This is a genomic window from Acidovorax sp. 59 (genome assembly GCF_002754175.1).
GTDB classification, from domain to species: domain Bacteria; phylum Pseudomonadota; class Gammaproteobacteria; order Burkholderiales; family Burkholderiaceae_C; genus Acidovorax; species Acidovorax delafieldii.
The window spans coordinates 4904143-4929205 of record NZ_PEET01000001.1 but is presented as its reverse complement, the minus strand read 5'-3'; the positions used below and the strand labels follow the sequence as shown (position 1 = coordinate 4929205).

The following is a 25063-nucleotide window of genomic DNA, read 5'->3' as shown; positions in this document are numbered from 1 at the left end:
GGTCAGACCACCACGTTCACCAGACGACCTGGCACCACGATCACGCGCTTCGGATGAGCGCCTGCGGCCTGGGCCACAAAGGCCTCGCTGGCCAGCGCAATGCGCTCGATCTCGGCCTTGTCGGCCTGGGCGGGCACATGGATGGAGCCGCGCAGCTTGCCGTTGACCTGCAGCATGAGTTCGATCTCGTCCTGCACCAGCGCGCCGGCATCCACCTGCGGCCAGGGCGCATCGAGCAGGTCGCCCAGCGCACCAGCGTAGCCCAGGCCCGTCCACAGGCTGTGGGCGATGTGGGGCGTGGCGGGGTACAGGCAGCGCAGCAGGATGCCAAAGCCTTCGATCAGCGCCACCTGGGCACCGGCCGAGTCCATGGCCTTGAAATCTTCGAGCGCGTTGATCATCTTCATCGCGCCGGAGACCACGGTGTTGTACTGCATGCGCTGGTAGTCGTAGTCCACCTGCTTGAGCACGTTGTGGATCTCCAGGCGCAGGGCCTTGGCTTCCTTGCCAAACTGCACATCCTGCAGGCTGCTGGCACCGGCCACGCTGGCCATGGCAGCGTCGCGGTCGATGGCCGAGAGCTTGAGGCCGAAGTTCCACACGCGGCGCAGGAAGCGGTAGCTGCCTTCCACCGCAGCGTCGTTCCACTCCAGCGTGGCTTCGGGCGGCGCGGTGAACATGGTGTAAAGGCGGGCCGTGTCGGCGCCGTACTTCTCGATCAGGTCCTGCGGGTCCACGCCGTTGTTTTTGGACTTGGACATGGTGCCCACGCCCTCGTAGTCGATGGGCGTGCCCACGGGCAGCAGGCCGTCGCCGCTGGTGGCTTCGTTCTTGAGCTTGGCACCGATGATCTTGCCGCCTTCATCGAGCACATGCTCCACGTCGTGCGGCCAGAAGTAGTCCTTGCCGCCCTTGGCAGTGCGGCGGCTGTAGATGTGGTTGAGCACCATGCCCTGCGTGAGCAGCTTGGTAAAGGGCTCATCGACCTTGACCAGGCCCAGGTCGCGCATGACCTTGGTCCAGAAGCGGGCGTACAGCAGGTGCAGGATGGCGTGTTCGATACCACCGATGTACTGGTCCATCGGCATCCAGTAATCGGCGCCGCCAGCGACCATGGCTTCACTGTTCTTTGGGTCGCAGTACCGCATGAAGTACCACGAGCTGTCCACGAACGTGTCCATGGTGTCCGTCTCGCGGCGGGCAGCCTTGCCACACACGGGGCAGGTCACGCCCGCGTGGAAGCCTTCGTGCTTGTGCAGCGGGTTGCCCGAGCCGTCGGGGATGCAGTCTTGCGGCAGCACCACGGGCAGGTCTTTTTCGGGCACGGGCACGGCGCCGTGCTCGTCGCAGTGGATGATCGGGATCGGCGTGCCCCAGTAACGCTGGCGGCTCACGCCCCAGTCGCGCAGGCGCCAGGTGGTCTTCTTCTCGCCCAGGCCCTTTTGCTCCAGCGCATGGGCCACGGCGTTCACGGCCTCCTTGTACGACAGGCCGCTGAAGCTGTCGGAGTTGATGGTCACGCCGCGTTGCTTGTCGCCGTACCAGTCGTTCCATTGGTGGTAGTCAAAGTGTTCGCCATCGACCAGCACCACCTGCTTGATCTCGATGCCGTACTTGAGGGCAAACGCGAAGTCGCGCTCGTCGTGCGCGGGCACCCCCATCACGGCGCCGTCGCCATAGCCCATCAACACGTAGTTGCCGACCCAGACCTCGACCTTTTCGTCGGTGAGCGGGTGGGTGACGAACAGGCCCGTTGGCACGCCCTTCTTCTCTTGGGTAGCCAGCTCGGCCTCGGTAGTGCCGCCGCTCTTGCATTCTTCGATAAAGGCTCTGAGAGCAGGATTGGTCTTGGCGGCGTGGGCGGCCAGCGGGTGCTCCGGCGCCACGGCGCAGAAGGTCACGCCCATGATGGTGTCGGCGCGCGTGGTGAACACGTACATCTTGCCGTCGCCGATCAATGCGCCATCGTCGCCTGCAATGTCGTGCGTGAAGGCGAAGCGCACGCCCTCAGACTTGCCGATCCAGTTCTCCTGCATCAGCTTCACGCGCTCGGGCCAGCCGGGCAACTTGTCGCCCGTCACGAAGTCCAGCAGCTCTTCGGCGTAGTCGGTGATCTTGAGGTAGTAGCCGGGGATCTCGCGCTTTTCGACCACCGCACCCGTGCGCCAGCCCTTGCCGTCAATCACCTGCTCGTTGGCCAGCACGGTCTGGTCCACCGGGTCCCAGTTCACGACCTGGGTCTTGCGGTAAGCGATGCCCTTTTCCAGCATCTTCAAAAACAGCCACTGGTTCCACTTGTAGTAAGTGGGGTCGCAGGTGGCCACTTCGCGGCTCCAGTCGATGGCCAGGCCCATGGCCTGCATCTGCTTTTTCATGTACGCGATGTTTTCGTACGTCCACTTGGCCGGTGGCACGCCGTTCTTCAGCGCCGCGTTTTCGGCGGGCAGGCCGAACGCGTCCCAGCCCATGGGCATCAAGACGTTGTGGCCGTTCATGCGCAGGTAGCGCGTGAGCATGTCGTTGATGGTGTAGTTGCGCACGTGGCCCATGTGCAGCTTGCCGCTGGGGTAGGGCAGCATGGAGCAGGCGTAGAACTTCTTCTTGCTCGTGTCTTCCGTCACGCGGTAGGCGTCGGTGGCGGTCCAGTGGTCGTGCGCCGCGCGTTCGACGTCTTGGGGAGAGTATTTGTCTTGCATGGGAGCTCGGGGGTGAGAGAAGAGTGCAGCCGCAGGGCCGCGCTGCAGGGATTTTAGGCGGTCAGGGACTGGCACCGGCGTGCCAGCAGCCGGGGCGGGTCAGCGGGACGGGGCTGGAGACGCAGGCGACACAGGATTGGCCGCAGGTTCGGCCACAAATCCGATGCGCTGCAGCCCAGCCAGGTGGGCCGCGCCCATGACTTCGACCACGCGGCCATAGGGCACGGCAGCGTCGGCGCGCAGCTGCACCTCGGTGTCAGGGCGCTCGGCGCCAATGCGGCGCAAGCGCTCGGCCAGCGCAGCCTGCGACAGGGGCTGGTCATCCAGAAAGGCCTGGCCCGAGGCGTCGACCACCAGCGTGACGAATTGCGGGGCCGTGCCGGGCGTGGCGCCTTCGGTGCGCGGCAGGTCCAGCCGGATGGAGCTGGCCAGCAGCGGTGCCGTGAGGATGAAGATGACCACCAGTACCAGCATCACGTCCACCAGCGGCGTCATGTTGATGTCGCTCATGGGCTGCGGCCCGGTGGTGCGTTCGAGTCGTCCGAAACTCATGCCCCCACGCTCCCCGCTGCGCGTGGTTCGCTGCCCCCCAAGGGGGCTGACCTGCCTTGGGGCGGCCCGGCGGCGGGTCGGCTCATGCCCCCACACTCCCCGCTGCGCGTGGTTCGCTGCTCCCCAAGGGGGCGGCCCCGCCTTGGAGCGGCCCGGCGGCGGGTTGGCTCGCATTGCTCAGGCCTTCTGTGGTGCCAGCCAAACTGTGGACGGGGGCCGTGTCGATGATCAGCTCTCGCAGATCGCGCGCAAACCCTTCCAGGTCAGCCTCAATGCGACCGAGCAAGCGGCCAAATACGTTGTAGGCCAGCACGGCAGGGATTGCCACGGCCAGCCCAGCCGCCGTCATGACCAGGGCCTCGCCCACCGGGCCGGAAACGCGATCAATGGTGATCTGCCCCGCGCCTGCCATGGCGGTGAGCGCATGGTATATGCCCCACACGGTGCCCAGCAGCCCCACAAAAGGCGCCGTGGAGCCCACCGTGGCCAGCAGCACCTGGCCAAACTGCAGGCGTCCCAGCACATCGTGCAGGGCATCGCGCAGCACCCGCGTGAGCCGCTGCGACAGGCTGCCAGCCGTGGCCAGCGTGGACTGGGCCATGCTGTCGTGATTCGCTATCAAATTTGCAGCAACCACCAAAGGAAGCACTAGCGCATCCCGGTCAAAAGACTGCAAACGCTGCTGCGCGAGGGCCAGCGAGGGCGCCTGCCAGAACGCGGCCGTGCAACGGGCCACGTCGGCACTGGCGCGGCGCATGAGCCGCAGCTTCCACACAATGACCACCCAGCTTGCCACCGACATGGCCAGCAAGACCAGTGCCGCACTTTGCGTCACGGCATCGCCCTGGCGCCACCAGTGGAGCGCGTCCATGGGAGTCGGCGGATCAGTGCAAGCCCAGCACGTCGAACATGTCGAACATGCCAGTCTTGTGGGCAGCCAGGAAGCGCACAGCGCGCAAGGCGCCCTGCGCGTACGTGGCGCGGCTGGAGGACTTGTGCGTGACCTCGATGCGCTCGCCGATGCCCGCAAACAGCACGGTGTGGTCGCCCACGATGTCGCCACCACGGATGGCAGCAAAGCCGATGCTGGAGGGGTCGCGCTCGCCCGTCACGCCTTCGCGGGCGTACACGGCGCAGTCCTTGAGGTCGCGGCCCAGGGCCTCGGCAATCACCTCGCCCATCTTGAGCGCGGTGCCCGAGGGTGCATCGACCTTGTGGCGGTGGTGGGCTTCGATGATTTCGATGTCGTACCCCGTGGCCATGGCCTTGGCGGCCATTTGCAGCAGCTTGAGCGTGACGTTCACACCCACGCTCATGTTGGGCGAGAACATGATGGCGGTGCGCTGTGCGTAGGCGTCGAGTTCGGCCTTTTGCGCATCGGTGAAGCCGGTGGTGCCGATGACGGCCTTCACGCCCAGCCGGGCGCACACGGCCAGGTGGGCCAGCGTGCCCTCGGGGCGGGTGAAGTCAATGAGCACCTCGGCGTTCTTCAGGCCGGCCGCCACGTCGGCCGTGATGGCCACACCGCTGGCGTAGCCCAGAAAGGCAGTGGCGTCCGAGCCGATGGCCGGGCTGGCGGCCACATCCAGTGCACCGGCCAGCACGCAGTCGTCGCTGGCGCGGATGGCCTCGATCAGCATGCGGCCCATGCGGCCCGAAGCCCCGGCGACGGCTACACGGAGGGGGGATGCCGCGGGAGCCGCAGGCGAAGAAGTCGCGGTCATGAAAAGATCCTGTTCATTGATAGGGCAGCCAGCGCACCGGGCTCACTGCCAGGGCCGCAAGGTTCAGCGCGCGGGCGCTTCAAGCGGCGGGTAACTGGTGGCGGCAGGCAATGCCGGCGGTGTGGCCGCTGCTGGCGCGGGGCGCTCCTTGACCGGGTACTTGGCCAGTTGCTCCGGCGTGGCTTCCAAAGCCGGCACCTTGCCCTTGGCACCGTCGCGCGCACCCAGCGTGGCGACGAACTCGGTCTCGGTCGGCATTTCATCGCCTTCGGAGCGCTCCAGGGCATCGCCCTTGAAGAACACGGTCAGCTTGCGGGTCTGAATCTCTTCGCCAGGGCGTTTGAGCGTGAACACGTACTCCCAGCGGTCCGCATGGAACAGGCTGGTGACCAGCGGCGTCCCGAGAATCTCACGCACTTGCTGGCGGCTCATGCCGGGCTGCAGGGCTTCGACCTGCTCGCGGGACACGAAATTGCCCTGCACCACGTCCACCCGGTAGGGCTTGACGATGTTGGCGATGCGGCTGCTGGCGCCATCCAGACTGCCGCAACCGGTCAGGGCGGCCATGCTGGCACCGATCAACACAACCAGGCTCAGACGGGCGCTGTAACGGGCTTGGACGGGCATGGGTAAAAGGCCAAAGGATATGATCGTCCCATTGTAGCGGCAGCCCCTCCGGACCCTGAGCCGGTTGCCCGCCCCCGAAAGAGCCAGCCATGACCAATATCGACGAACTCAAAAGCACGGGACTCAAGGCCACACTGCCCCGACTGAAGATTCTGGAGATTTTCCAGAAGGGTGCGCAGCGCCACATGACGGCCGAAGACGTGTTCCGCGTGCTGCTGGAAGAGCGCTCGGACATCGGCCTGGCCACCGTGTACCGGGTGCTCACACAATTCGAGCAGGCCGGCATCCTGATCCGCAGCAATTTCGAGAGCGGCAAGGCGGTGTACGAGCTCAACGAAGGGCAACACCACGACCACTTCATCTGCACTTCGTGTGGCAAGGTGGAAGAGTTTTACGACCCCGAGATCGAAAAGCGGCAGCATGCTGTGGCCAAAGCCAAGGGCTGGCTGGTGCAGGACCACACCATGGCCCTGTACGGGCAGTGCGCCGACTGCGCTAAGAAATGACTCCCCCCTGAGCCACCTTCGGCGTCTTCCCCCCAAGGGAGACGCTCCCGGGGCGGCCCTTGCACGGGAGCCCTGGTATGGGCCGCGCCAGTTTCGGTGGCCTGAGGCCGCTAGCCGCCCGTATCGCGCTCCATGGCACGGCGATGGCGTTCGACAAACTCTTGGTAGGTGTCGATGCCGCGCAGTTGCAGGATGGTGTTGCGCACGGCGGCCTCGACCAGCACGGCGATGTTGCGGCCGGCGACCACCTGGATCACGACCTTGAGCACCGGCACGCCCAGCACGTCCTGCGTGAGCGGCTCGTAGGGCAGACGCTCGTAGTCACGCTCCAGCGTCTCCTTACGCACCAGGTGCACGATGAGCTTGAGGCGCATCTTGCGGCGCACCGCCGTCTCGCCAAAGATGGCGCGGATATCGAGCAGGCCGATGCCGCGCACTTCCAGCAGGTTTTGCAGCAGCTCGGGGCACTTGCCCTCGATGGTGGTCTGGTTGATGCGGAACAAATCCACGGCATCGTCGGCCACCAGACCGTTGCCACGCGAGATCAGCTCCAGGCCCAGCTCGCTCTTTCCCAGGCCCGACTCGCCGGTGATCATCACGCCCAGGCCCAGAATATCCATGAACACACCGTGCATCGTGGTGCGGTCAGCGAAGTGCTTGGACAGGTAGGCGCGCAGCACGTCGATGACAAACGCCGACGACTCGTGCGTGGAAAACATCGGAATCTGCGCACGCTCGCACATCGACACCAGCGCGTCGGGTGCGGTCTGGTTGTCGGCCAGCACCAGAACGGGGGGCTCCAGCGTCACTATACGGGCGATGCGGCGCTTGCAATCGTCAGGGGAGGCGTTGCTCAGGTACGCAATCTCGCGCTCGCCGAGGATCTGAACCCGGTACGGATGGATGTAGTTGAGATAGCCGACCAGGTCGGCGCCGGAACGCGCGGAGCGCACGGCCACTTCGTCAAAACGGCGCTCGGAGGCTCCGAGACCTGCCACCCACTCCCACTTCAGGGGGCCGCGAAATTCCTCGAAAAGAACATCGGCGCTGACAACATTGGGCTTCACGGCAGTCAGTCAGGGTGATCAGCGCAGGCGGCGGAGAAAGCACTCAGGCCGTTTGGGTGGATTGCCAGCCCGCGATCATGCCGTGCAGTTCGGCGGCATCAGCGCAGGCCTTGAGCTTTTCACGCAAGGCAGAGTCGCTGAGCAACTCGGCAATCTCGGAGAGGATTTCCAGGTGTTTTTGCGTGGCCGCCTCGGGCACCAGCAAAAAGATCAGCAGCCCCACCGGCAACTCGTCCGGCGCATCGAACCCAATGGGATTGAGCAACTGAAACACGGCCGCCATCGGGGCCTTGAGGCCTTTGATGCGCCCATGGGGAATGGCCACACCATGACCGAGCCCGGTGGAGCCCAGGCGTTCGCGGGCAAACAGACTGTCGGTGATCAGCGCCCGGGAAAGGCCGTGCTGGCTCTCGAACAGCAGACCCGCTTCTTCAAAAGCACGCTTCTTGCTAGTGGCGTCCACGCTCACAAGCACTTGAGCGGAGGGCAGGATGGAGGCGAGTCGGTTCATGGTCAAGGGTAACAATTATGCACATATTGGCGAAAACCCTGAGCGCGGCGCGTCAGGCAACAAAAAAACCGCCCGAGAGGGGCGGCTGCTGTGCCAGGCTCAGGGCTGGCGCATCAAGCGTGCAGTTCGCGCTTGGCGGCTTCGTGGTGGTGATCTTGTAAACGGTCCTTGTGGCGGACCACCTGACGGTCCATCTTATCGACCAGTTCGTCCACAGCCGCATACAGGTCGGCGTGGGAGCTTTCGGCAAACAGGTCGCTGCCCTTCACATGGATGTTGCATTCCGCTCGCTGTCTCTTTTCCTTTTCCTTTTGCTTCTCTACCGTCAGCAGTACCTTGACATCGACAACTTGGTCAAAATGGCGGGTGATCCGGTCCAGCTTGGTGGTGACATAGTTGCGCAAGGCGGGAGTAACTTCGAGGTGGTGACCGCTGATCGTCAAGTTCATAAATAAGTCTCCTGTGGCTCTCGGTGGAAAAACGCCGTCCTGGATCAGAGGAGCGGCTCGGCGAACTTGGATGCATCTGTTGTTGACGTCGTGGGTTCACTATGCCCCTGCCCTCCCTGAAATGCAATCCCATACCGCCGCAGGCCGCTGGGTTATGCCCGGCAAGGTGCCAAGCACCCGAAAAGCGCGCACAATGGGCGGATTGAAGGGACTGGCCAAAGTGCAGCGCAAGCCCCTCCCTTGTCACGGTGCCGGCGGCGCCGCACCATGCAGCGTGAGGCGCCCCACCACCAGCATCGACAGCAGGCTGGCGCCGATGCCCACCAGCGCAGCCACCCAGTAGTTCTGTACCAGCCCCTGCGCATCACGGCTGATCAGCACCCCTCCCACAAAAGACGCGACACCCATCGCCGCCGATTGCACGGAGGCATTCAGCGTCATGAAGGTCCCTCGCAAAGGCGCGTGCGCCGCAGAGGCAATGATGGCCATGCCCGGAATCATGCGGCCACTGACAAAGGTGAACATCAGCGTGGACACCATCAACACGCCCCACAGCGGCAACCCCTGTACCAGCGTGATACCCAGGATGCAGGGAAGGCCTGCGAGGGCCAGCCACCGGAAGGTGGGCACCTTTCCATGCCGGTCGGTCATGCGCCCGAACAGGCGTGCCGTGAACAAGGTCACCACCCCGCCGCACAGGTACACCAGCGGAACCTGATCGGCGCGCACACCCGCATTGGTCTGCATGTAAATGGTGATGTAGGGAATCACCGTAAAACCTGTAAACATCAGCAACGCCGAGAACAGAAATGCCCACCGGTGGTTGCTATCCGCCAGCACCTGGGTGATACCGCTCAGCACAGACCGCCCGTTGGCAGCCTGGACATGGCCCGCCATGGTCGGTAGCGTGCGGGCCGCCTGCACGGCCAGCACTCCCACCATGGCGGCAATGCCAATGAACGGCAGGTTCCAGCCCCCGTACTGCGCGAGGATCAGCCCCAGGGGCACGCCAGCCACCGTGGACACGGAAAACGACGTCATCACGATGCCCATGGCACGCCCGCGCCGCTCAAAGGGCACCACGTCCGCCACGATGGTCTGCGACAAGGCCGACAGCACGCCGCCAAAAGTCCCCGCGAGAATGCGTGCCACCATCAGCGTGCCGTACGTGGGCGCGAGGCCACAGGCCAGCGTCGCCAGCCCAAACAGGCCATAGAGCACCAGCAGAAGCCGCTTGCGACCGAAGCGATCGATGTAAGTCGAAGCCAGCAGGCCTGACGCCCCCGCCGACAGCGTGTAGGCAGACACCAGCAAACCAAACTGCGCGTCGGTGATCGCAAACAGCTGCGTGAGCTGCGGGCCCAGCGGCATCATGATCATGAAATCCAGGATGTGGGTGAACTGGATGCCTGCCAGCGTCAGCAGCAGCCACAGTTCGCGGCGGGGGGAAAGCTCAGGCGTAGAAGAAGACACAGCAGACGGCCGCAGGGGCCCAGGCAGGTTCAGGGCCGCCCAGTGTGCCGCATGCCTGCCCGGAACACACCCTTCTCGGCGCATTCCCCGCGGAATCCGCCGCCCTTCAGAGCGGCGCGTAAAATCCACCGGTTGCGCCCAGGCCTCCCCTGCCGCGCGCCCCTTTCCCCTACGTTCTTCGGACTGCCCGCAGCGGACACCCACCGCCCACACCGACACCATGACCCAGCCCAGCTCCACCGCCCTGCACACTTCGGCCCTGACTTCGCTGCCCCTGCTGGCACGCGGCAAGGTGCGTGACAACTACGCCGTGGGCGACGACCGCATCCTGATGGTGGCCAGCGACCGCCTGTCGGCCTTCGACGTCATCATGGGCGAGCCTATCCCCGGCAAGGGCGAGCTGCTCACCCAAATGGCCCTGTTCTGGTTCGACAAGCTCGGCCACATCTGCCCCAATCACCTCACAGGCGACGCACCCGAGAGCGTGGTGAGCCCCGAGGAAGCCCCTCAAATCCGTGGCCGCTCGATGCTGGTCCAGCGCCTCAAGCCCATCCCGGTCGAAGCCGTGGTGCGCGGCTACCTGGCTGGCAGCGGCTGGAAGGAATACCAGGAATCGCGCTCGGTCTGCGGCGTGCCCCTGCCCGAAGGCCTGACCAACGCCGCCAAGCTGCCCGAACCCATCTACACGCCCGCCGCCAAGGCCGCCATGGGCGAGCACGATGAGAACATCACCTTCGAGCGCACGGTGGAGATGATTGGCCTGGACCTGGCCACCCGCATCCGCGATCTGAGCATTGCCATCTACAAGGCCGCGGCCGACATCGCGCTCACCAAGGGCATGATCATTGCCGACACGAAATTCGAGTTTGGCCTGGCCCCTGACGGCACGCTGGTGCTGATGGACGAAGTACTCACCCCCGACAGCTCCCGCTACTGGCCAGTGGAGGGCTACGCTGAAGCCCTGGCCAAGGGCGAGAACCCCCCCAGCTACGACAAGCAGTTTGTGCGTGACTGGCTGGAGCAGGCCCAGGTCAACGGCAAGCCCTGGGACAAGACCCCTCCATCGCCCCGCCTGCCCCAGGCGGTGATTGAAAAGACGGCGGCGAAGTACCGTGAGGCCCTGGAGCGACTGACATCGGCATAAATCTGCTGTGGGAGTGGCACCCGCCAAAAGCCCCTTTGAAGCCTAGCCCGGCAGCGTTTCGACGGCTTCAAAACGCAGCAATTGCTCGCCTTCGGCCCCCCGTAGCAGGAGCTGCGTGCCGACCTGGCGAAAGCCCCGCACCGCCAGCAGCGCCTCAAAATACTGGGTCTCTAGCCCACTGCTTTGCAGGCACAAGCTGATGTTGGACACGAGCTGCCCCATGCGTAGGTGTCCGCTCTGAGGTTGCAACTCATAGTCGGCGAGAAAGCGGTTGCAGCCGCCCGAGCCTGCCACCCGCGGCTCATCTGCCTGGAAAACCAGATGGGGCACCGACACACCATCGGCAGGGCGGGATAGGGCCTCCCCAGCCATTTCGACGAGCCGCCAATGGGTCAGCAGCAGGGGCACGGACGCCTCCACAGTGGCAGCCAGCGGCAGCAGCCGCTGCATTTGAACATCAACATGGCGGTACGCCGCGTCCTGCGGCACGGAGTAGCGCCTGTCGCTGGCCAGAAGCAATCGCCCCTCCAAGGTGACGGTGGTTCGCACCTCATAACGCCCCTTGGGCACAAACCGCGCAGAGGGGTAGGGAATCCACAGCGCGTAAGGGGGCTGACCTGCAGGTTGGCGGCGCTGCCGCCCCAAAACGACGGGCGGCTGGTCTGGCTGGGTCACATCCAGCAAAGTGGCCTCAAAAACAGCCTCGGGCGGCAGCATGACACGCTCTCGCGAAAGCGCCACCCCCGTAACCACGGCGTCTGGAGCAGGGGGACGCGTCACGCAACCAGTCACCCCCAGTATCCACGCCAAAACGCCGCTATAGAGCCCGCGGCGTAGACAGCCTAGACGTGCCCCATTGCGCCAGGGTGGCAATTGGATGGAGAGCGCCTGCGTCGCGCCGTTCACCACTGCAACCTCTTGAGCCCTCAGCTCAGCACCACACTCGACAACCGCCGGCGGTAGGTGGCCACCACCGGGTCTTCGGGCGGGATCTGGCCCTCGGCGACCTTGGGCTTGGGTGCCTCGATCAGTTCGAGGATGGCGACGTAGGTCTTGCGGGCGATCTCTTCGCTCCACGCCTTGTCGCGCATGAGGATTTCGAGCAGCTCGTCCATGGCGTCGGTCCAGCGCTGCTGGGTGATGAGCCAGCGGGCGCGGGCATAGCGGGTGTCGAAATCCCGCTTGTTCGCGGTAATTTTTGCCTCAAATTCGGCCTCAGCGCTAGCGTCATATGCGCCAGACGCTACAAAATCAAGAGCATCCATCCAGGTCGTGAGGGCCCCCAGCTTGCGCGACATGGCGGCCTTGGCAATCACGGGAGCAAAAGCCACCTTGGCATCGTCCTCGCGCCCCAGCTGCAGCAGCAGCTTGACGTAGTCAAAGCGCGCGTCATCGTTGGCGGGGTCGGTCACGACGGCATGCTGCAGCTTCTCCAATGCGGTGCCGGTATCGCCTCCGGCGAGAGCTTCCTGCGCCTCTTCTTCCTCGGCCTCGGCCACCATCTCTTCAGCGGTGGGGACGTGCTTGTCGAGGAAGGCGCGCACCTGGCCTTCGGGCAAGGCGCCCATGAAACCATCGACAGGCTGACCGTTCATCAGCAGCACGCAGGTAGGAATGCTGCGGATTCCGAACATGCCCGCCAGCTGCTGTTCCTGGTCGGAGTCGATCTTGGCGAGCTTGAAGCGGCCCGCGTATTCCGTCTCCAGCTTCTCCAGCACCGGCCCCAGGGACTTGCAGGGGCCACACCAGGGCGCCCAGAAGTCCACCAGCACGGGCACGTTCATCGAGGCGGCAACCACCTCGGCTTCAAAGTTCTCTACGGTGACGTCAATCATGATGGTGTGGGGCCCGAGGCCTATGGAGCGGTTTGCGCGCTATTTTGGCCCATCGAAACAGCCCCACACCCGCCAGGGAGGCGCAAAAAGTAAAATCGCGGGTTCTACCTACAGCGGCTGGGCAGGCAAGGCCTGCCGGCCAGCACCTTCCACACCATGAAACCCATCCAGATCGGCGTGGTCATGGGTTCCAGCAGCGACTGGGACACCATGCAGCATGCAGTGCAAATCCTTGAACAGTTCGGCATCGCGCACGAGGCCCGCGTGGTGTCGGCCCACCGCATGCCCGACGACATGTTTGCCTACGCCGAGGCCGCCGCCGGCCGGGGGCTGAAGGCCATCATCGCCGGGGCCGGCGGTGCTGCCCACCTGCCCGGCATGATCGCCGCCAAGACCACCGTGCCCGTGCTGGGCGTGCCCGTGGCCAGCCGCCACCTGCAGGGTGTGGATTCGCTGCACTCCATCGTACAAATGCCCAAAGGCATCCCCGTGGCGACGTTTGCCATCGGCACCGCCGGTGCGGCCAACGCCGCCCTGTTTGCCGTGGCCCTGCTGGCCAATGAGAGCCCCGAGCTGCGCCAGCGCCTGGAAGCCTTCCGCGCCGAGCAGACGGAAGTGGCCCGCAACATGACCCTGCCGCCCGCTGCATGAGCGCCGCCATGCAACCCTTGCTCCCCGGATCGACGTTGGGTGTTCTGGGTGGCGGCCAGCTGGGCCGCATGTTCGTCCACCAGGCCCAGGCCATGGGCTACTTCACGGCCGTGCTCGATGCCGACCCCACCAGCCCTGCCGGGCTGGTGAGCCACCACCACATCCAGACAGGTTACGAAGACCCGCAGGGCCTCGCGGAGCTGGCCCGCCTGTCGGATGCGGTGACCACCGAGTTCGAGAACGTACCCGCCGCTGCACTGGCCACCCTGGCCGCGCAACGCCCCGTGTCGCCCGCCGCCAGCGCTGTGTCGGTGGCGCAGGACCGTGCACGCGAGAAGGCGCACTTTGTGGCCTGCGGCGTGCCCTGCGCGCCCTATGCCGTGATCGAAACCGCAGAGCAACTGGCCGCCGTATCCCCCCACCTTTTGCCCGGCATCCTCAAGACGGCCCGCATGGGCTACGACGGCAAGGGCCAGGTGCGCGTGAAGACGCCCGCCGATCTGGCCGCCGCCTGGGATTCGGTCGGCCAAGTGGCCTGCGTGCTGGAGAAGATGCTGCCGCTGCAGCTGGAATGCTCCGTCATCGTGGCGCGTGGTGCCGATGGGACGATGGTGCACCTGCCGGTGCAGCGCAACCTGCACCGCGACGGCATCCTGGCCGTGACCGAGGTTCATGAAGGAAATCTGCCGCAAGCGCTAGTGGATCAAGCGGTAGCCGCTGCAAAATCTGTAGCAGAAGGCCTGCAGTATGTGGGCGTGCTGTGCGTGGAGTTCTTCGTGCTGCAGGACGGCAGCCTGGTGGTCAACGAGATCGCACCGCGCCCACACAACAGCGGCCACTACAGCCAGAACGCCTGCGATGTGTCGCAGTTCGAGCTGCAGGTGCGCACCATGGCCCGCCTGCCGCTGACGCAGCCGCGCCAGCACAGCGCCGCCGTCATGCTGAACCTGCTCGGCGACCTGTGGTTTGCCCACGGCGACGCGGAGCAGACCCCGCCCTGGGCCCAGGTACTGGCCCTACCCGGCACCCACCTGCACCTGTATGGCAAGCGCGACGCCAAGCGCGGCCGCAAGATGGGGCACCTGAACATCACCGCCGCCACCCCCGAGGCTGCGCGCGCCACGGCCCTGCAGGCTGCAGCGCTGCTGGGCATCGAGCCCTTCTGAGCCAGACTGTTTCCATGATTCTCGACGGCAACGACCCCCAGGCCATCGCCACCGCTGCACGCGCAGTGCGCAGCGGCGCCCTGCTGGGTCTCCCCACCGAAACGGTGTATGGCCTCGCAGCCGATGCCAGCAGCGATACCGCCGTGGCGCAGATCTTTGCCACCAAGGGGCGGCCCAGCGACCACCCGCTGATCGTGCACGTGGCCAATGCCGAGGGCATTGCGCATTTCGCCAGTGAAGTGCCCGGCTTTGCACAAAAGCTCGTTGATGCCTTCTGGCCCGGCCCGCTCACGCTCATCCTGCCGCGCTTGCCCGGCGTAGCCACCGCCGCCACCGGCGGGCAGGACAGCGTGGGATTGCGCTGCCCCGCGCACCCCGTGGCCCACGCACTGCTGGTGGCCTGCGCAGCCGCTGGCGACAGCAACGAGGCCGGCGGCCCTCCCGTGTGGGGCGTTGCAGCCCCCAGTGCCAACCGTTTTGGCCGCGTGAGCCCCACCACCGCCCAGCATGTGCAGGACGAGCTGGGCTCCGACCTGCTGGTGCTGGACGGCGGGCCCTGCGATGTGGGCATTGAAAGCACCATCGTGGACTGCACGCGCGGTGTGCCGGTGCTGCTGCGGCCCGGCGCCATCACCCGGGCGCAGATTGCGGCCGCTTGCGGCATGGCCCCGCTGTCCAAGGAAGACCTGCCCACGGCCACACCCCGCGCCTCGGGCACGCTGGAGGCCCACTATGCCCCCAGCGCCAAGGTGCGGCTGATGGACGCGAAGGCACTGCAGACCAGCCTGGACCTGCTGGGTACCGATGCCGCCCACATTGCGATCTATGCCCGCACTGCGTTGCGCAGTCGGTCCTCCAAGCTGGTCATGCGGCGCATGCCCGATGACGCGGCTGCCACGGCGCAGCAGCTGTTCGCCGTGCTGCGCGGTTTTGACGACGAGGGCGTGAAGCTGATCTGGATCGAGACCCCGCCGGCGAGCCCCGATTGGGAGGGCGTGCGCGACCGCCTGCAGCGCGCCTCCGCCGCCTGACCCGGCACGATGGCGCCGCTTTACATCCGTTGACTTTGCGTCGTTAAACTACCCCCCACTTTTCTGGAGAAATACATGGCAGCAAATTGGATGCGCCGCACCATCATGGTCGCCGCATGTGCGTCGGCCGCGTTGCTCGCGGCCTGCGGTTCCAGCACCACCGAATCGGCCATCTCGCCCCAGCGCTTTATTGCGTTCGGCGACGCCATGAACGATGTGGGGCAAAACGGCTCGCGTTACACCGTCAATGACGGCAGCGTCAACAACTGGACCCTGCAACTGGTGGCCAACTACGGCAAGTCGCTCGCCCCGGTCTCCGCAGGCGGCCTGAGCTACGCCACTGGCAACGCCCGCGTCAGTGCCAAGCCCGACGCCACAGGCAATGCCAGCACCCGGACCGTCACCGAACAAATCGATACCTTTCTGGCCAGTGGCAGCTTTGCGGCCACCGACGTGGTGATCGTGAGCGGCGGTATCAGCGACGTGATCGCCGGCATGGCCGCTGTGAACGCAGGCACCCAGACCCAGGACGCCATGGTGGCCGCCGCCCGCAAGGCTGGGGAGGACCTGGCTGCACAGGTGCGCCGCCTGGTGACGGCGGGCGCCAAGTATGTGGTGGTGACCGGCACCTACGACCTGAGCAAGACCCCCTGGGCCAAGACCATCGGCCGCGAAGCTTTGCTGAGCAACGCCAGCAGCCGCTTCAACGAAGGCCTGCTGGTGGGCATCGTGGACCTGGGCGCCAACGTGCTGTACGTGGACTCGGCCTACTACGTGAACCTGTACACCAGCGTGCCGGGCAACTATGGTTTCAACAACTCCACGGCGGCAGTGTGCACGTCGGTGGACGCAAACAACGGCATCGGCATTGGCGCAGGCCAGGTCAACTCGGCCCTGTGCACGTCCTCCACGCTGCTGTCGGGTGCCAATGCCACCTCGTTCGTATTTGCCGACAGCGTGTACCTCACGCCATCGGCCCAGCGCCAGTTTGGCACCTACGCCTACGACCGCCTGCGCGCGCGCTGGTAAGACGGAGCGCTGCAGGCGCCCCAAAACAAAAAGGCCGCCCTCGGGGCGGCCTTTTTTTTGTGGGCGGCTGGTCTGCCACCTTGTGCGGATCAGAACCGATACACCACGCCCAATGCCACCACGTTGGGGTTGAGTTTGACGTCGATGGTCTGGCCCGTGGACAGCGTGTTGCGTGTCTTCACAAAGGTCTTGTAGTACGCCACGTCCAGCGACCACTGGTCGTTCAGCGCAATGCTCACGCCCACTTGTGGCGTCAGGCCAAACCGCGATTCAGCGCTCAGTGTGGTGGGGCGCGAGGGACTGCCGCCGGTCAGACCGGTCAACGCGGCGGTGCCCCGCTCCTTGAAGAACTTGGCGTAGGTCACACCCAGGCCCACGTAGGGCCGCACCCGGGCATTGGCCTCCAGAAAGCGGTACTGCGCGAACACGGTCATGGGCAGCACCTTGACCTCGCCGATCTTGCCCACGCCGCCGATGGCTCCGGCGCCCATGATGTTGTGCTTGAAAGGCAGTGCCAGGGGCACGTCCACCGCCCAGTGGTCGGTGAGCATGTAGGTGATGCCGCCAGCCAGCTGCGTGTCGGCATGCACGTCCACCTTGGTGCCCGTGAAGCTGGGCGCAGACAGGTCGCCACTGGTGACCTGCGGCGAGATTTGCGTGGCGCCGGCGCGCACCAGCCAGCTGCCAGCGGTTTGCGCCTGGGCGCCACCGGACAAGGAGAGCGCCAGTGCGGCCACAGCGCCAGCCAGGGAAGGGGTGATGGTTTTGTTTTGCATGGTATTTGAACCCTTCAACAGCCAATTACAGCCAGCCCGCGCGGGCCAGCGAACGCGAGACCAACTGGCTGACCAGCTGGTGGCCATACGGCGTGGGGTGGAAGCTGTCGGAGAACGCATAGGTCTTCCACCAGTCCGCGCCGCCCGTGGCGCCTGCGGGCGGCGTCTGTGCCGACAAAGCTGCTGCCGTGCAGGTGGGAAAGGTGTAGGTGGGCAGGCCGTCAGCACCTTGGCCGGTGATGGGGCACGCGGTGTTCTTGGCGTTGGTAAGCCCGAACTGTGCGGGGTTCGCCACCTGGTCGTTGAACGAGGTGTAGAAGTCCACCACCACCACCTTGCTATTGCCCGCAAAACGTTTGGCCAGCTGGGCGTTGAAGGCTTCGAGCCAAGCCTTGAGCAGCCCCTGCACTTGCGCGCTGGCGGCGGCGCCGGCCGACGCCGTGATGCCACCGAGCACCTGTTGCAGACGCGGCGTCTTGTCGATGGCGGGCATGTTGAGCACCGCCACACGCTGCGCGCCCTTGCTCAAGGCATTGGCTTCGATCGCGTCGTGGAACTTGTCAGCCAGCGCCACCATGTAGGCGCCGCCCACCTGGACCTGGCCCGTAGCACCGCCCGCCAGGCCGGCGTTCACCGTGGCCGCAGGCAACAGGGTGGAGAGCACCGCACCGAAGGTCTTGCCGCCATCCTTGGAGGCCGACAGGTAGGCACCGATGAGGTCCGCAGCGTCGTTGCCGCCACCGTCGATCAGCAACAGGTCCCCCGCGCTGAAGCCGTCAGCCCCTGCATCGGTCAGCTGCTTGACGATGGAGACAGGCGACGCAGGCGCCGTGAAGTTGTTGATGCGCGCGCCGCCAATGGCGTAGTTAGTACAACCCGCCGCGCTGTTGAAAGCGCTGCCGGTGGATACATAGCGGGGACAGAGCGTGTTTGCGTAGCTGCTGGCCACCAGTTCGGGCCAGATGGGTGTGGACGCCGGGCCTGTGGGGGCACTGCCCTGCACCGTGAACTTGAAGCCAAACGTGCCGCTGTCGGCAATGCTGTCACCCATGACCTTGACGGTCTTGATGGGCGCCACCGGCGAAGTGTCGGCACCGCCGCCCCCACACGCCAGCAGCAGCGATGCTGCCGCCAGAGAAACCCACAAAGCCTTGCGCTGAAAAACCATCGGTATCACTCCTGTTATCGTAAAAATAGAACGACCGTGCTATTTCTCAAGAATCATATTCGCCAACGCAAAAAAGCCCCACCGGGTAAACACCGGTGGGGCTTAGGGGTGGGGTTCTAAAAGCCTGTGGGGCTCGTTCAGCGCTTCACACAGGCATCACGGCTGTCATTTGACGGTGTCGAACACCGCCTTGGCCTGCGCGTGGCAGAAAGGTGGCTCGTAGGTGCCGTGGTAGCTGCCGTAGTAGGTGGCAAAGGCTGCCGAGTTAGGGTCGGTGGGCGCCTTGCCGCCAGGGCCGTAGGTGGCCTGGATGGCAGCGTCCACATCGACTGTGTTGACGTTCGTCACACCCCGGCTGTCAAAGTCGGCTTTCATGACGACCATGTGAACGGCCGGCGGCACGGTGGGGTCGCCAGCACCGCCACACAGCATCACACGCGCCTTGGGGGTCCAGCCCAGCAGGTCATTCTTTTTGGCGGCCAGGTACAGCGGGTGGGTGGCGCTGGTCTGGGAGCCGGTGATGAACGCCGACTGGAACAGCGCGTCACGCGCCTGGTTGGGTGTGCCCGAGGGCAGCGTGCCCGTGGTCACCAGGGTGGTGTAGTTGAGCGTGGGGTTGGGCAGCAGGTTCTCGATGTAGCCGGAGTACGGCGCCTTGAACACGTCCTTCACGTCGGTGTAGACGTTGCCATAGACCTTCTGCCAGGCGGTGACGAGGTAGGGCACAAAGAACTGCACGCCCGCGATCGCGTCGGGAATGCGCAGCGAACCCGACAGGTTGTAGGGGCCGGCCAAGTGCGCGCCCGCGACCACATTGAATTCGTTGCCGTAGTCCCGCTCGGCCGCGCGCTGCGCTGCCATGGACGAGTGGCCGCCCTGCGAGTAACCGGTGAACATCACCTTGCCCGACAGCGTGGCCCCCACCGTGCCTGCCGCATTGCGTGCCGCGCGCACCGAGTCGATGACCGATGTGGCTTCTGAATCCGCGTGCAAGTAGGGGTGGTAGCTGTAGCCCGACTTGGCAAAGCCCAGGTAGTCGGTGGCCACCACGGCATAGCCCTGCGCGGCGTACATGGCCGCTAGCAGGAAGGTTTCGCTGTCCTGCGGGTTGGCCAGGGTGCGGGGCTTTTGCACATCGGTGCCCTTGGCATAGGCCACCAGCGGGGCTGCAGTGGTGCAGCTGCCGGCTGGCACCAGCATCACGCCCGAGGCGTTGGTGTTTTCGCCGCTCTTGGCCCCCACGGTCGCATAGTTCAGCGACACCACCTTCACATCGCACTTGGCCTTGCCGCTGATCGCCTGCAGACCGCTGCTGGCCGTGGCCGCGTCGATCTGCGCCACGGTGAGCGTCGTGAGCGTGGCGGGGGGGTCAATCAGTGCGCCGCGCGCCGGGTCGTCAGAGCCACCGCAGGCGACAAGCAGGACCGCCGCAGCGGCCACACAGGTAAGGCGGAAATAGGTCATGGATGGATACCTCGGTCAGTGAAGAACGACGCATCGTGCGCGCACCTGCGCTGCAGCATCCATAGGGGATAACGCGGGAGGCCATGCCTCGCCAGACACCTAGGCGACAGCGCGCCAGGGCGGCCCCGCCCGGTCAGTCAGGACGGCGTGCGCTGTACACCAGCTTCATGCCCAGGATGGTGCCGGCCAGGGCCAGGGTGATGGCATTGGCCACCACGATGGGCCAGGCCGCCAGCGCCAGGCCGTAGGCCAGCCACAGCGCGACCCCCACGGTGAAGACGCTGTACATGCCCAGCGAGATACCGCTCACGTCCCGCGTGCGAAAGGTGTGCAGGGCCTGCGGCACGAAGCTGCAGGTGGTCAGGCAGGCGGCCAGGTAGCCGATCAGTTCATGGAGTTGCATGGTGGGGAAAACGCAGGGCAGCAGCGATTATTCACTGCTCACGCGCCGTCCAGTCGATGAGGCTGTCGAGCACGGGCCGCGCTGCCCCTGCATTGGCGTGGTTGACCACCGCCACCAACACATAGCGGCGCCCGCTGGCGGCATGCACATAGCCTGCAACGGCCATCACGTCGCGCAGGCTGCCCGTCTTGAGGTGGGCGGTGCCAGCACGGCTCTGGCTGCGGCGCAGCGTGCCGTCCACGCCCGTGATCGGCAGCGACGCCACCAGCTCGGGCATCACGGGCGATACCCACGCCACCTGCAGCATGCGGGCCAGGGCCTGTGCGGTCAGGCGGGCGTCGCGGCTGAGCCCGGCGCCGTTGTCCACCTGCGGCAGGTCGGCATCGCCCATGCGGGCCTGCCACCACTGGCGCAGCACCTCGCGGGCGCCGTCGAATGTGGCCACGCCGCTTTTTTGCAGCGCCAGGGTCAGAAAGACCTGCTGCGCCATCACGTTGTTGCTGTACTTGTTCACGTCGCGCACTACCTCGGCCAGCGCAGGGGACGGGACCACAAACGCGGGCTTGAGGCCCGGGGGCACCTTGCCGTCGCGCACGCTGCCCGTGAGCTTGCCGCCCAGTTCGCGCCACATGCCCTCCACCGCCCGCGCCGCAAAGCCGCGCGGGTCGGCCGCCGCCACCGGCCACACCCGCTCGCCACACGCAGCGGGGTACACGCCCTGGAACGACACCTTCGAGGGGTCCGACAACTCCGCACGCAGGGCGGTCCGCCAGTCACCACAGTCGGCGCCTGGCGCCGCCAGCGCCACGGTGGGCTGGCGCTGCACTCCAGCCAGAGGCGGGTCGTACTGGACGCGCGCCAGGCCGGCGGCCGCATCGGGCACAAAGGTCATCACCGACGATTTGTAATTGAGCAGCAGGGCGTCCGGTGAGGCGTTGTAGGGCCGCAGCGGCTCGCCATCAAACCGTGCCGGGTCCTGGTCCGGCACGTCGAACGCCGTGCGGTCCAGCACGATATCGCCCACGATGACCTGGATGCCCTGGCCCTGCAGCCGCCGCATCAGCAGCCACAACCGCTCCATGACCAGCTTGGGGTCGCCCTGGCCCTGGATGTAGACATTGCCCCGCAGGCTGCCGTCCTGTACCGTGCCTTGCACATACACCGGCGTGTTCCAGACGTAGGCGGGGCCCAGCTGCTCCAGCGCTGCATAGGTGGTCACCAGCTTCATCACCGACGCGGGGTTCACAGGCACCTGGGCACGGTGCGCAAGGCGCGGGCTGGCCTTGCCGGCAGCTTGCGCGTCCACCACCACCACCGACAGGGACTCGCGCGGCAGCCTGGCGCGCGCCAGGGCGGCCTCCACCTCGGGCGGCAGCGAGCCAGCAGGCGGCCCGCCCGTCTGCGCCCCCGCCAGGCCCGCCCCGCCTGCAGCCACTAGCCACGCAGCCGCACAACCCACCACACCACGCAGCACACGGCGGCGCCAAAGAGCAGAAACAGACAACATGGCGGGGAGTCTATCGCCCGCGCACCCGCACCAGGCCCCGCGCCAGCACGGCATGCGGCGGGCGCCGATAATCGCGCGATGCGTTTTTCTCCCCGCACCATCGGCCTGCTGGCGGCCGTGGTCACCGTCACCATCTGGACGGGCTTCATCATCATCGCCCGCGCCTCGGCCCAGCGCACGCTCACCCCGTTCGACATCGCACTGCTGCGCATCGTGGGCGCCAGCCTGGTGCTGCTGCCCTGGGGCTGGTGGATGGTGCGACGGCGCCAGACGGCATTGGGGGCCTCGGCACCGCCGTCCAGCCTGGCAGGCATCTCCCCCTTGCCCTTGCGCACCACGGCGCTGCTGGGCAGCTTTGGCGGGCTGCTGTACGCACTGCTGGCCTATTCAGGGTTCTTCCATGCACCGGCCACCCATGCGGCGGTGCTCATGCCGGGCAGCTTGCCGCTGTGGACGGCGCTGCTGGCCGCCTGGTTGCTGCGCGACCACATCACGCCGCTGCGCGCTGCAGGCCTGGCGCTGATCGTGGCGGGCGACCTGCTGGTGGGCGGGCGCAGTCTGCTGGCGGCGTTTTCGGGCGGGGACGTCTGGAAGGGCGACCTGCTGTTCATGCTGGCCGCGTCGTCCTGGGCCACCTACAGCGTGCTGGCGCGGCGCCACGCGGTCGATGCGGTGCAGGCCACCATCGCCATCACCGCGTTTGCCTGCGTGGTGTACCTGCCCAGCTACGCGCTGCTGGTCTGGCTGGGTGCGGTCACCAGCCATCTGGCCCAGGCGCCGTGGAGCGAGATCGCGTTCCAGATGCTGTTCCAGGGCGGTGGCTCCGTGGTGGTCTCCGGCATTGGCTTCACGCGCATGATCCAGCACTACGGCCCCGTACGCTCGACCATGATCACGGCGCTGGTGCCCGGTCTGTCCGCCATGGGGGCGGTGATTTTCCTGGACGAGCCGATGCACTGGAATCTGGTGGCCGGCCTGCTGCTGGTCACCGCCGGTATCCTCCTGGGCGTGCTGCGCAAAAGCCAGGCCCCGTCCACCCCAGCCACAGCCACCTCCTGAGCGCCTGCTCACCGACCGCGCCACCCAAGATCTTCCGACCCTGCCCATGAATCTGCTCACCTTTGACACCAGCACCGACACCCTCTCCATCGCCGTGCAGCATGGCGATGGGGTCTGGCAGCACCAGGGGCCGGGGGGCGCACAGGCCTCGGCGGCGCTGATCCCCGCCGTGCGTGCGCTGATGGCGCAGGCGGGCCTGACTTTCGACATGCTGGATGCGGTGGTGTTCGGGCGCGGCCCCGGCTCTTTCACCGGACTGCGCACCGCCTGCGCCGTGGCCCAGGGGCTGGCCTTTGGCGCCAAGGGCGGTCAGGGCGTGCCGGTATTGCCCGTGGACACCCTGCTGGCCGTGGCGGAGGAAGCACGCCAGCAACACGGCTGTACCCACGTGGTGGCGGTGCTGGATGCCCGCATGGACGAGGTCTACCACGCGCGCTGCGAATGGTTGCCCGCCGAAGCCCGCTGGCGCGCAGACGAAGACTTTGGCCTGGGGGCGCCCGAGTCGGTGCAGCCACCCGATGGCTGGACGGTAGCCGGCAATGCCCGCGCAGCCTATGGCGACCGGCTGGCACCGACCGCCACGCACGTCACCGCGTTGCCCACCGCCACGGCCCTGCTGCGCCTGGCGCCCGCGCTGATTGCAGCGGGCCATGCCGTGGCCGCTGGTGACGCCCTGCCCCGCTACATCCGCGATAAAGTGGCGCAAACCACCGCTGAACGCGCCGCACTGCGCGCCGCCCAGGCGGCTGTGACGCCCTGAAAAAAGGGTGAACGAATCCAGCATGAGCGCACTGCCTACCTCCTCCACATCGCCGTCCGATGCCAGCCAAAACCGCCCCGAGGCGCGCTTTGAGGCCCTGACCCTGGCCCGGCTCGATGCCGTGCTGGCCGTGGAGCAGCGCGCCTATTCGCACCCTTGGACCCGTGGCAACTTCACCGACGCCATGGCGTCTGGCTACGAGACGCAGCTCCTGATGGCGGACGACCATCTGCTGGGCTACTTTGTGGCCATGATGGGGGTGGATGAGGTGCACCTGCTCAACATCACCGTCACCCCCGAATACCAGCGCCAGGGCTGGGCCCGCGTGCTGCTGGACGCCCTGGCCTTGTGGTCACGCGGGCGCGGTGCACAATGGCTGTGGCTGGAGGTGCGGGCGAGCAACCTGCGCGCCCAGCAGATCTACCAGACCCACGGATTCCGCCGCGTGGGCGACCGCAAGCGTTACTACCCCGCAGCACACGGACAGCGCGAAGATGCCGTGGTCATGAGCCTGGCGCTCTGACCGCGCACCGCACCCCGTACCTGCTGAACCACCGATGGCCTGTTTTCTTTCCGTATGAGCCTCCACCTCGATGCGCGCCAGCGCGCCATGCTGCAAGAAATGGGGGTCACCGTGTGGGGCCCATCCCCCGCCCAGGAGGCCAGCGCCCAGCCCCCGGCAACCGCCTCAGCAGATCCTGCGGCCGTGGCGGCACCTGCCATGACGCCGCCGCGCGCACAACCACAGACACCGGCCCCTGCGCTCGCCGAGCGCCCTCAAGCGCCACCAGCCCACACCACCAGCCGCAGCGCACCGCCGGCTCCGACTCCTGCACCTGCCACCACAGGCGCGGCCGCGCCCGCCCTGCGGCTGCACCCACGCCAGACGCTCTACCCCGCCGCCGACCCGGCGCAAACGCCCGCCGGGTTGGGCCGGGGCTGGCTCATCGTGGCCGAGAGCTTGACCCCCGCCGAGCCCCTGGGTGGCGATGCGGGCCGCTTGCTCGACAACATGCTGCGGGCCATGCAATTGCACCGGCACCCGCGCGTGTTCCTGGCGGCGCTGGAACGGTCTGCGCCCGGCACGGAAGCCAGCGCCGACATCCCGGCCAGCCTGGCCGATGCTGTGGCCCAGCTGCAGCCCGCCATGGTGCTGGTGCTGGGTCATGTGGCGGCACGCGCGGCGCTGGGCCGGACCGAGCCCCTGGGCCGCCTGCGCGCGGGCCCGCATGTGCTGGCCGGTTGCCCGGCGGTGGTGACCTACGACCCCGCCTTTTTGCTGCGCTCGCAAGACAACAAGGCCGCCGCCTGGGCCGACCTGTGCCGGGCGCTGGCCATGGTGCGCAGTGCCGAGGCCGAGGGCTGAGAGCCTGTTGGCAGGGCCCCAGCCCCCTTCCATGCCCCCCGCCGGACCGGCGAGATCATCGCCCGGTGCCATAATCCGCCGCTTGCCTAATTTTTACGG

General features: G+C 66.4%; 26 protein-coding genes. 10 read left to right on the top strand and 16 right to left on the bottom strand.

Annotated elements, in window-relative coordinates; all coding sequences use genetic code 11:
• Nucleotides 1-2: 2 nt before the first annotated feature.
• The 5 genes from leuS to CLU87_RS22535 all read right to left on the bottom strand — a co-directional run bounded on the left by leuS (nucleotide 3) and on the right by CLU87_RS22535 (nucleotide 5599).
• The gene (gene leuS, locus CLU87_RS22555; protein WP_099731889.1) at nucleotides 3-2696 is read right to left on the bottom strand and encodes a leucine--tRNA ligase; all 2694 of its coding nucleotides are present in this window, start codon (nucleotides 2694-2696) and stop codon (nucleotides 3-5) included.
• A gap of 99 nt (nucleotides 2697-2795) precedes the next feature.
• Nucleotides 2796-3248: a biopolymer transporter ExbD gene (locus tag CLU87_RS22550; RefSeq protein WP_099731888.1), complete on the bottom strand. Its 453-nt coding sequence runs from the start codon at nucleotides 3246-3248 to the stop codon at nucleotides 2796-2798.
• An 82-nt stretch (nucleotides 3249-3330) separates the two neighbouring features.
• Nucleotides 3331-4119 carry a MotA/TolQ/ExbB proton channel family protein gene (locus CLU87_RS22545; RefSeq protein WP_099731887.1) on the bottom strand — a complete coding sequence of 263 codons (789 nt, stop codon included), beginning with the start codon at nucleotides 4117-4119 and terminating at the stop codon, nucleotides 3331-3333.
• Between the two features lie 13 nt (nucleotides 4120-4132).
• Nucleotides 4133-4972 (bottom strand): 4-hydroxy-tetrahydrodipicolinate reductase, encoded by an 840-nt coding sequence (gene dapB / locus CLU87_RS22540; protein ID WP_099731886.1) that lies wholly within the window; start codon nucleotides 4970-4972, stop codon nucleotides 4133-4135.
• 63 nt (nucleotides 4973-5035) lie between these two features.
• Nucleotides 5036-5599, bottom strand: coding sequence for an outer membrane protein assembly factor BamE (locus tag CLU87_RS22535; protein WP_099731885.1), 564 nt, complete (start codon nucleotides 5597-5599; stop codon nucleotides 5036-5038).
• Nucleotides 5600-5688: 89 nt separating this feature from the next.
• Between CLU87_RS22535 and fur the strand changes: the two genes are divergently transcribed.
• A complete protein-coding gene (gene fur, locus CLU87_RS22530; protein WP_056068069.1) occupies nucleotides 5689-6105 on the top strand; it encodes a ferric iron uptake transcriptional regulator in 417 nt (138 codons plus the stop codon).
• Nucleotides 6106-6215: 110 nt separating this feature from the next.
• On the opposite strand, the gene hprK is transcribed toward fur, so the two are convergent.
• The 4 genes from hprK to CLU87_RS22510 form a co-directional block, all read right to left on the bottom strand.
• Nucleotides 6216-7172: an HPr(Ser) kinase/phosphatase gene (gene hprK, locus CLU87_RS22525; RefSeq protein ID WP_056068067.1), complete on the bottom strand. Its 957-nt coding sequence runs from the start codon at nucleotides 7170-7172 to the stop codon at nucleotides 6216-6218.
• A 43-nt stretch (nucleotides 7173-7215) separates the two neighbouring features.
• Entirely contained in the window at nucleotides 7216-7683 is a 468-nt protein-coding gene (locus tag CLU87_RS22520) for a PTS sugar transporter subunit IIA (RefSeq protein ID WP_056068066.1), read from the bottom strand.
• Between the two features lie 113 nt (nucleotides 7684-7796).
• A complete protein-coding gene (gene hpf, locus CLU87_RS22515) occupies nucleotides 7797-8132 on the bottom strand; it encodes a ribosome hibernation-promoting factor, HPF/YfiA family (RefSeq protein WP_015016131.1) in 336 nt (111 codons plus the stop codon).
• A gap of 243 nt (nucleotides 8133-8375) precedes the next feature.
• Entirely contained in the window at nucleotides 8376-9605 is a 1230-nt protein-coding gene (locus tag CLU87_RS22510; protein ID WP_099731884.1) for an MFS transporter, read from the bottom strand.
• A 220-nt stretch (nucleotides 9606-9825) separates the two neighbouring features.
• Between CLU87_RS22510 and CLU87_RS22505 the strand changes: the two genes are divergently transcribed.
• Nucleotides 9826-10749 carry a phosphoribosylaminoimidazolesuccinocarboxamide synthase gene (locus CLU87_RS22505; RefSeq protein ID WP_099731883.1) on the top strand — a complete coding sequence of 308 codons (924 nt, stop codon included), beginning with the start codon at nucleotides 9826-9828 and terminating at the stop codon, nucleotides 10747-10749.
• Between the two features lie 42 nt (nucleotides 10750-10791).
• Here CLU87_RS22505 and CLU87_RS22500 read toward each other — a convergent pair whose 3' ends face one another.
• Both CLU87_RS22500 and trxA read right to left on the bottom strand, forming a co-directional pair.
• Nucleotides 10792-11655 carry an META domain-containing protein gene (locus CLU87_RS22500; RefSeq protein WP_233193842.1) on the bottom strand — a complete coding sequence of 288 codons (864 nt, stop codon included), beginning with the start codon at nucleotides 11653-11655 and terminating at the stop codon, nucleotides 10792-10794.
• A gap of 20 nt (nucleotides 11656-11675) precedes the next feature.
• Nucleotides 11676-12584, bottom strand: coding sequence for a thioredoxin (gene trxA / locus CLU87_RS22495; protein WP_099731881.1), 909 nt, complete (start codon nucleotides 12582-12584; stop codon nucleotides 11676-11678).
• 156 nt (nucleotides 12585-12740) lie between these two features.
• Here trxA and purE point away from each other — a divergent pair, with 156 nt between their 5' ends.
• From purE to CLU87_RS22475, 4 genes are all read left to right on the top strand, one after another.
• A complete protein-coding gene (gene purE, locus CLU87_RS22490) occupies nucleotides 12741-13235 on the top strand; it encodes a 5-(carboxyamino)imidazole ribonucleotide mutase (protein WP_055395445.1) in 495 nt (164 codons plus the stop codon).
• Nucleotides 13232-14401 carry a 5-(carboxyamino)imidazole ribonucleotide synthase gene (locus CLU87_RS22485; protein ID WP_099731880.1) on the top strand — a complete coding sequence of 390 codons (1170 nt, stop codon included), beginning with the start codon at nucleotides 13232-13234 and terminating at the stop codon, nucleotides 14399-14401. The genes purE and CLU87_RS22485 overlap by 4 nt, the downstream gene beginning before the upstream one ends.
• Nucleotides 14402-14415: 14 nt before the next feature.
• On the top strand, nucleotides 14416-15432 hold the full coding sequence (locus tag CLU87_RS22480) for an L-threonylcarbamoyladenylate synthase (RefSeq protein WP_099731879.1): 1017 nt from the start codon (nucleotides 14416-14418) through the stop codon (nucleotides 15430-15432).
• Between the two features lie 75 nt (nucleotides 15433-15507).
• Nucleotides 15508-16461 (top strand): SGNH/GDSL hydrolase family protein, encoded by a 954-nt coding sequence (locus CLU87_RS22475; RefSeq protein ID WP_099731878.1) that lies wholly within the window; start codon nucleotides 15508-15510, stop codon nucleotides 16459-16461.
• A gap of 89 nt (nucleotides 16462-16550) precedes the next feature.
• On the opposite strand, the gene CLU87_RS22470 is transcribed toward CLU87_RS22475, so the two are convergent.
• From CLU87_RS22470 to dacB, 5 genes are all read right to left on the bottom strand, one after another.
• A complete protein-coding gene (locus CLU87_RS22470; RefSeq protein ID WP_199170864.1) occupies nucleotides 16551-17237 on the bottom strand; it encodes an OmpW family protein in 687 nt (228 codons plus the stop codon).
• Nucleotides 17238-17262: 25 nt separating this feature from the next.
• Nucleotides 17263-18405: an SGNH/GDSL hydrolase family protein gene (locus CLU87_RS22465; RefSeq protein WP_099731877.1), complete on the bottom strand. Its 1143-nt coding sequence runs from the start codon at nucleotides 18403-18405 to the stop codon at nucleotides 17263-17265.
• 165 nt (nucleotides 18406-18570) lie between these two features.
• Nucleotides 18571-19869 carry a lipase family protein gene (locus CLU87_RS22460; protein ID WP_099731876.1) on the bottom strand — a complete coding sequence of 433 codons (1299 nt, stop codon included), beginning with the start codon at nucleotides 19867-19869 and terminating at the stop codon, nucleotides 18571-18573.
• Nucleotides 19870-20002: 133 nt separating this feature from the next.
• Nucleotides 20003-20272: a SemiSWEET transporter gene (locus CLU87_RS22455; RefSeq protein WP_056743054.1), complete on the bottom strand. Its 270-nt coding sequence runs from the start codon at nucleotides 20270-20272 to the stop codon at nucleotides 20003-20005.
• 31 nt (nucleotides 20273-20303) lie between these two features.
• Nucleotides 20304-21779: a D-alanyl-D-alanine carboxypeptidase/D-alanyl-D-alanine-endopeptidase gene (dacB, locus tag CLU87_RS22450; RefSeq protein ID WP_099731875.1), complete on the bottom strand. Its 1476-nt coding sequence runs from the start codon at nucleotides 21777-21779 to the stop codon at nucleotides 20304-20306.
• 78 nt (nucleotides 21780-21857) lie between these two features.
• Here dacB and CLU87_RS22445 point away from each other — a divergent pair, with 78 nt between their 5' ends.
• Genes CLU87_RS22445 through CLU87_RS22430 form a run of 4 tightly spaced genes read left to right on the top strand, consistent with a single transcriptional unit; the run spans nucleotide 21858 to nucleotide 24964 of the window.
• Nucleotides 21858-22838 (top strand): DMT family transporter, encoded by a 981-nt coding sequence (locus CLU87_RS22445; protein WP_099731874.1) that lies wholly within the window; start codon nucleotides 21858-21860, stop codon nucleotides 22836-22838.
• 46 nt (nucleotides 22839-22884) lie between these two features.
• The gene (gene tsaB, locus CLU87_RS22440) at nucleotides 22885-23598 is read left to right on the top strand and encodes a tRNA (adenosine(37)-N6)-threonylcarbamoyltransferase complex dimerization subunit type 1 TsaB (protein ID WP_099731873.1); all 714 of its coding nucleotides are present in this window, start codon (nucleotides 22885-22887) and stop codon (nucleotides 23596-23598) included.
• A gap of 22 nt (nucleotides 23599-23620) precedes the next feature.
• A complete protein-coding gene (gene rimI, locus CLU87_RS22435) occupies nucleotides 23621-24121 on the top strand; it encodes a ribosomal protein S18-alanine N-acetyltransferase (protein WP_056068154.1) in 501 nt (166 codons plus the stop codon).
• 54 nt (nucleotides 24122-24175) lie between these two features.
• Nucleotides 24176-24964, top strand: coding sequence for a uracil-DNA glycosylase family protein (locus tag CLU87_RS22430; protein WP_233193841.1), 789 nt, complete (start codon nucleotides 24176-24178; stop codon nucleotides 24962-24964).
• The last annotated feature ends 99 nt before the right edge of the window (nucleotides 24965-25063 follow it).

Excerpts from the sequence above, each read along its gene's own strand:
- CLU87_RS22430 (WP_233193841.1), top strand. The coding sequence starts at position 24,176 with ATGAGCCTCCACCTCGATGCGCGCCAGCGCGCCATGCTGCAAGAAATG.
- CLU87_RS22455 (WP_056743054.1), bottom strand. The coding sequence starts at position 20,272 with ATGCAACTCCATGAACTGATCGGCTACCTGGCCGCCTGCCTGACCACC.
- CLU87_RS22470 (WP_199170864.1), bottom strand. The coding sequence starts at position 17,237 with ATGCAAAACAAAACCATCACCCCTTCCCTGGCTGGCGCTGTGGCCGCA.
- CLU87_RS22535 (WP_099731885.1), bottom strand. The coding sequence starts at position 5,599 with ATGCCCGTCCAAGCCCGTTACAGCGCCCGTCTGAGCCTGGTTGTGTTG.
- fur (WP_056068069.1), top strand. The coding sequence starts at position 5,689 with ATGACCAATATCGACGAACTCAAAAGCACGGGACTCAAGGCCACACTG.
- CLU87_RS22480 (WP_099731879.1), top strand. The coding sequence starts at position 14,416 with ATGATTCTCGACGGCAACGACCCCCAGGCCATCGCCACCGCTGCACGC.
- hpf (WP_015016131.1), bottom strand. The coding sequence starts at position 8,132 with ATGAACTTGACGATCAGCGGTCACCACCTCGAAGTTACTCCCGCCTTG.
- CLU87_RS22485 (WP_099731880.1), top strand. The coding sequence starts at position 13,232 with ATGAGCGCCGCCATGCAACCCTTGCTCCCCGGATCGACGTTGGGTGTT.
- CLU87_RS22445 (WP_099731874.1), top strand. The coding sequence starts at position 21,858 with ATGCGTTTTTCTCCCCGCACCATCGGCCTGCTGGCGGCCGTGGTCACC.
- CLU87_RS22460 (WP_099731876.1), bottom strand. The coding sequence starts at position 19,869 with ATGACCTATTTCCGCCTTACCTGTGTGGCCGCTGCGGCGGTCCTGCTT.
- CLU87_RS22550 (WP_099731888.1), bottom strand. The coding sequence starts at position 3,248 with ATGAGTTTCGGACGACTCGAACGCACCACCGGGCCGCAGCCCATGAGC.
- dacB (WP_099731875.1), bottom strand. The coding sequence starts at position 21,779 with ATGTTGTCTGTTTCTGCTCTTTGGCGCCGCCGTGTGCTGCGTGGTGTG.
- purE (WP_055395445.1), top strand. The coding sequence starts at position 12,741 with ATGAAACCCATCCAGATCGGCGTGGTCATGGGTTCCAGCAGCGACTGG.
- leuS (WP_099731889.1), bottom strand. The coding sequence starts at position 2,696 with ATGCAAGACAAATACTCTCCCCAAGACGTCGAACGCGCGGCGCACGAC.
- CLU87_RS22475 (WP_099731878.1), top strand. The coding sequence starts at position 15,508 with ATGGCAGCAAATTGGATGCGCCGCACCATCATGGTCGCCGCATGTGCG.
- CLU87_RS22520 (WP_056068066.1), bottom strand. The coding sequence starts at position 7,683 with ATGAACCGACTCGCCTCCATCCTGCCCTCCGCTCAAGTGCTTGTGAGC.
- CLU87_RS22505 (WP_099731883.1), top strand. The coding sequence starts at position 9,826 with ATGACCCAGCCCAGCTCCACCGCCCTGCACACTTCGGCCCTGACTTCG.
- CLU87_RS22465 (WP_099731877.1), bottom strand. The coding sequence starts at position 18,405 with ATGGTTTTTCAGCGCAAGGCTTTGTGGGTTTCTCTGGCGGCAGCATCG.
- tsaB (WP_099731873.1), top strand. The coding sequence starts at position 22,885 with ATGAATCTGCTCACCTTTGACACCAGCACCGACACCCTCTCCATCGCC.
- dapB (WP_099731886.1), bottom strand. The coding sequence starts at position 4,972 with ATGACCGCGACTTCTTCGCCTGCGGCTCCCGCGGCATCCCCCCTCCGT.
- trxA (WP_099731881.1), bottom strand. The coding sequence starts at position 12,584 with ATGATTGACGTCACCGTAGAGAACTTTGAAGCCGAGGTGGTTGCCGCC.
- rimI (WP_056068154.1), top strand. The coding sequence starts at position 23,621 with ATGAGCGCACTGCCTACCTCCTCCACATCGCCGTCCGATGCCAGCCAA.
- CLU87_RS22545 (WP_099731887.1), bottom strand. The coding sequence starts at position 4,119 with ATGGACGCGCTCCACTGGTGGCGCCAGGGCGATGCCGTGACGCAAAGT.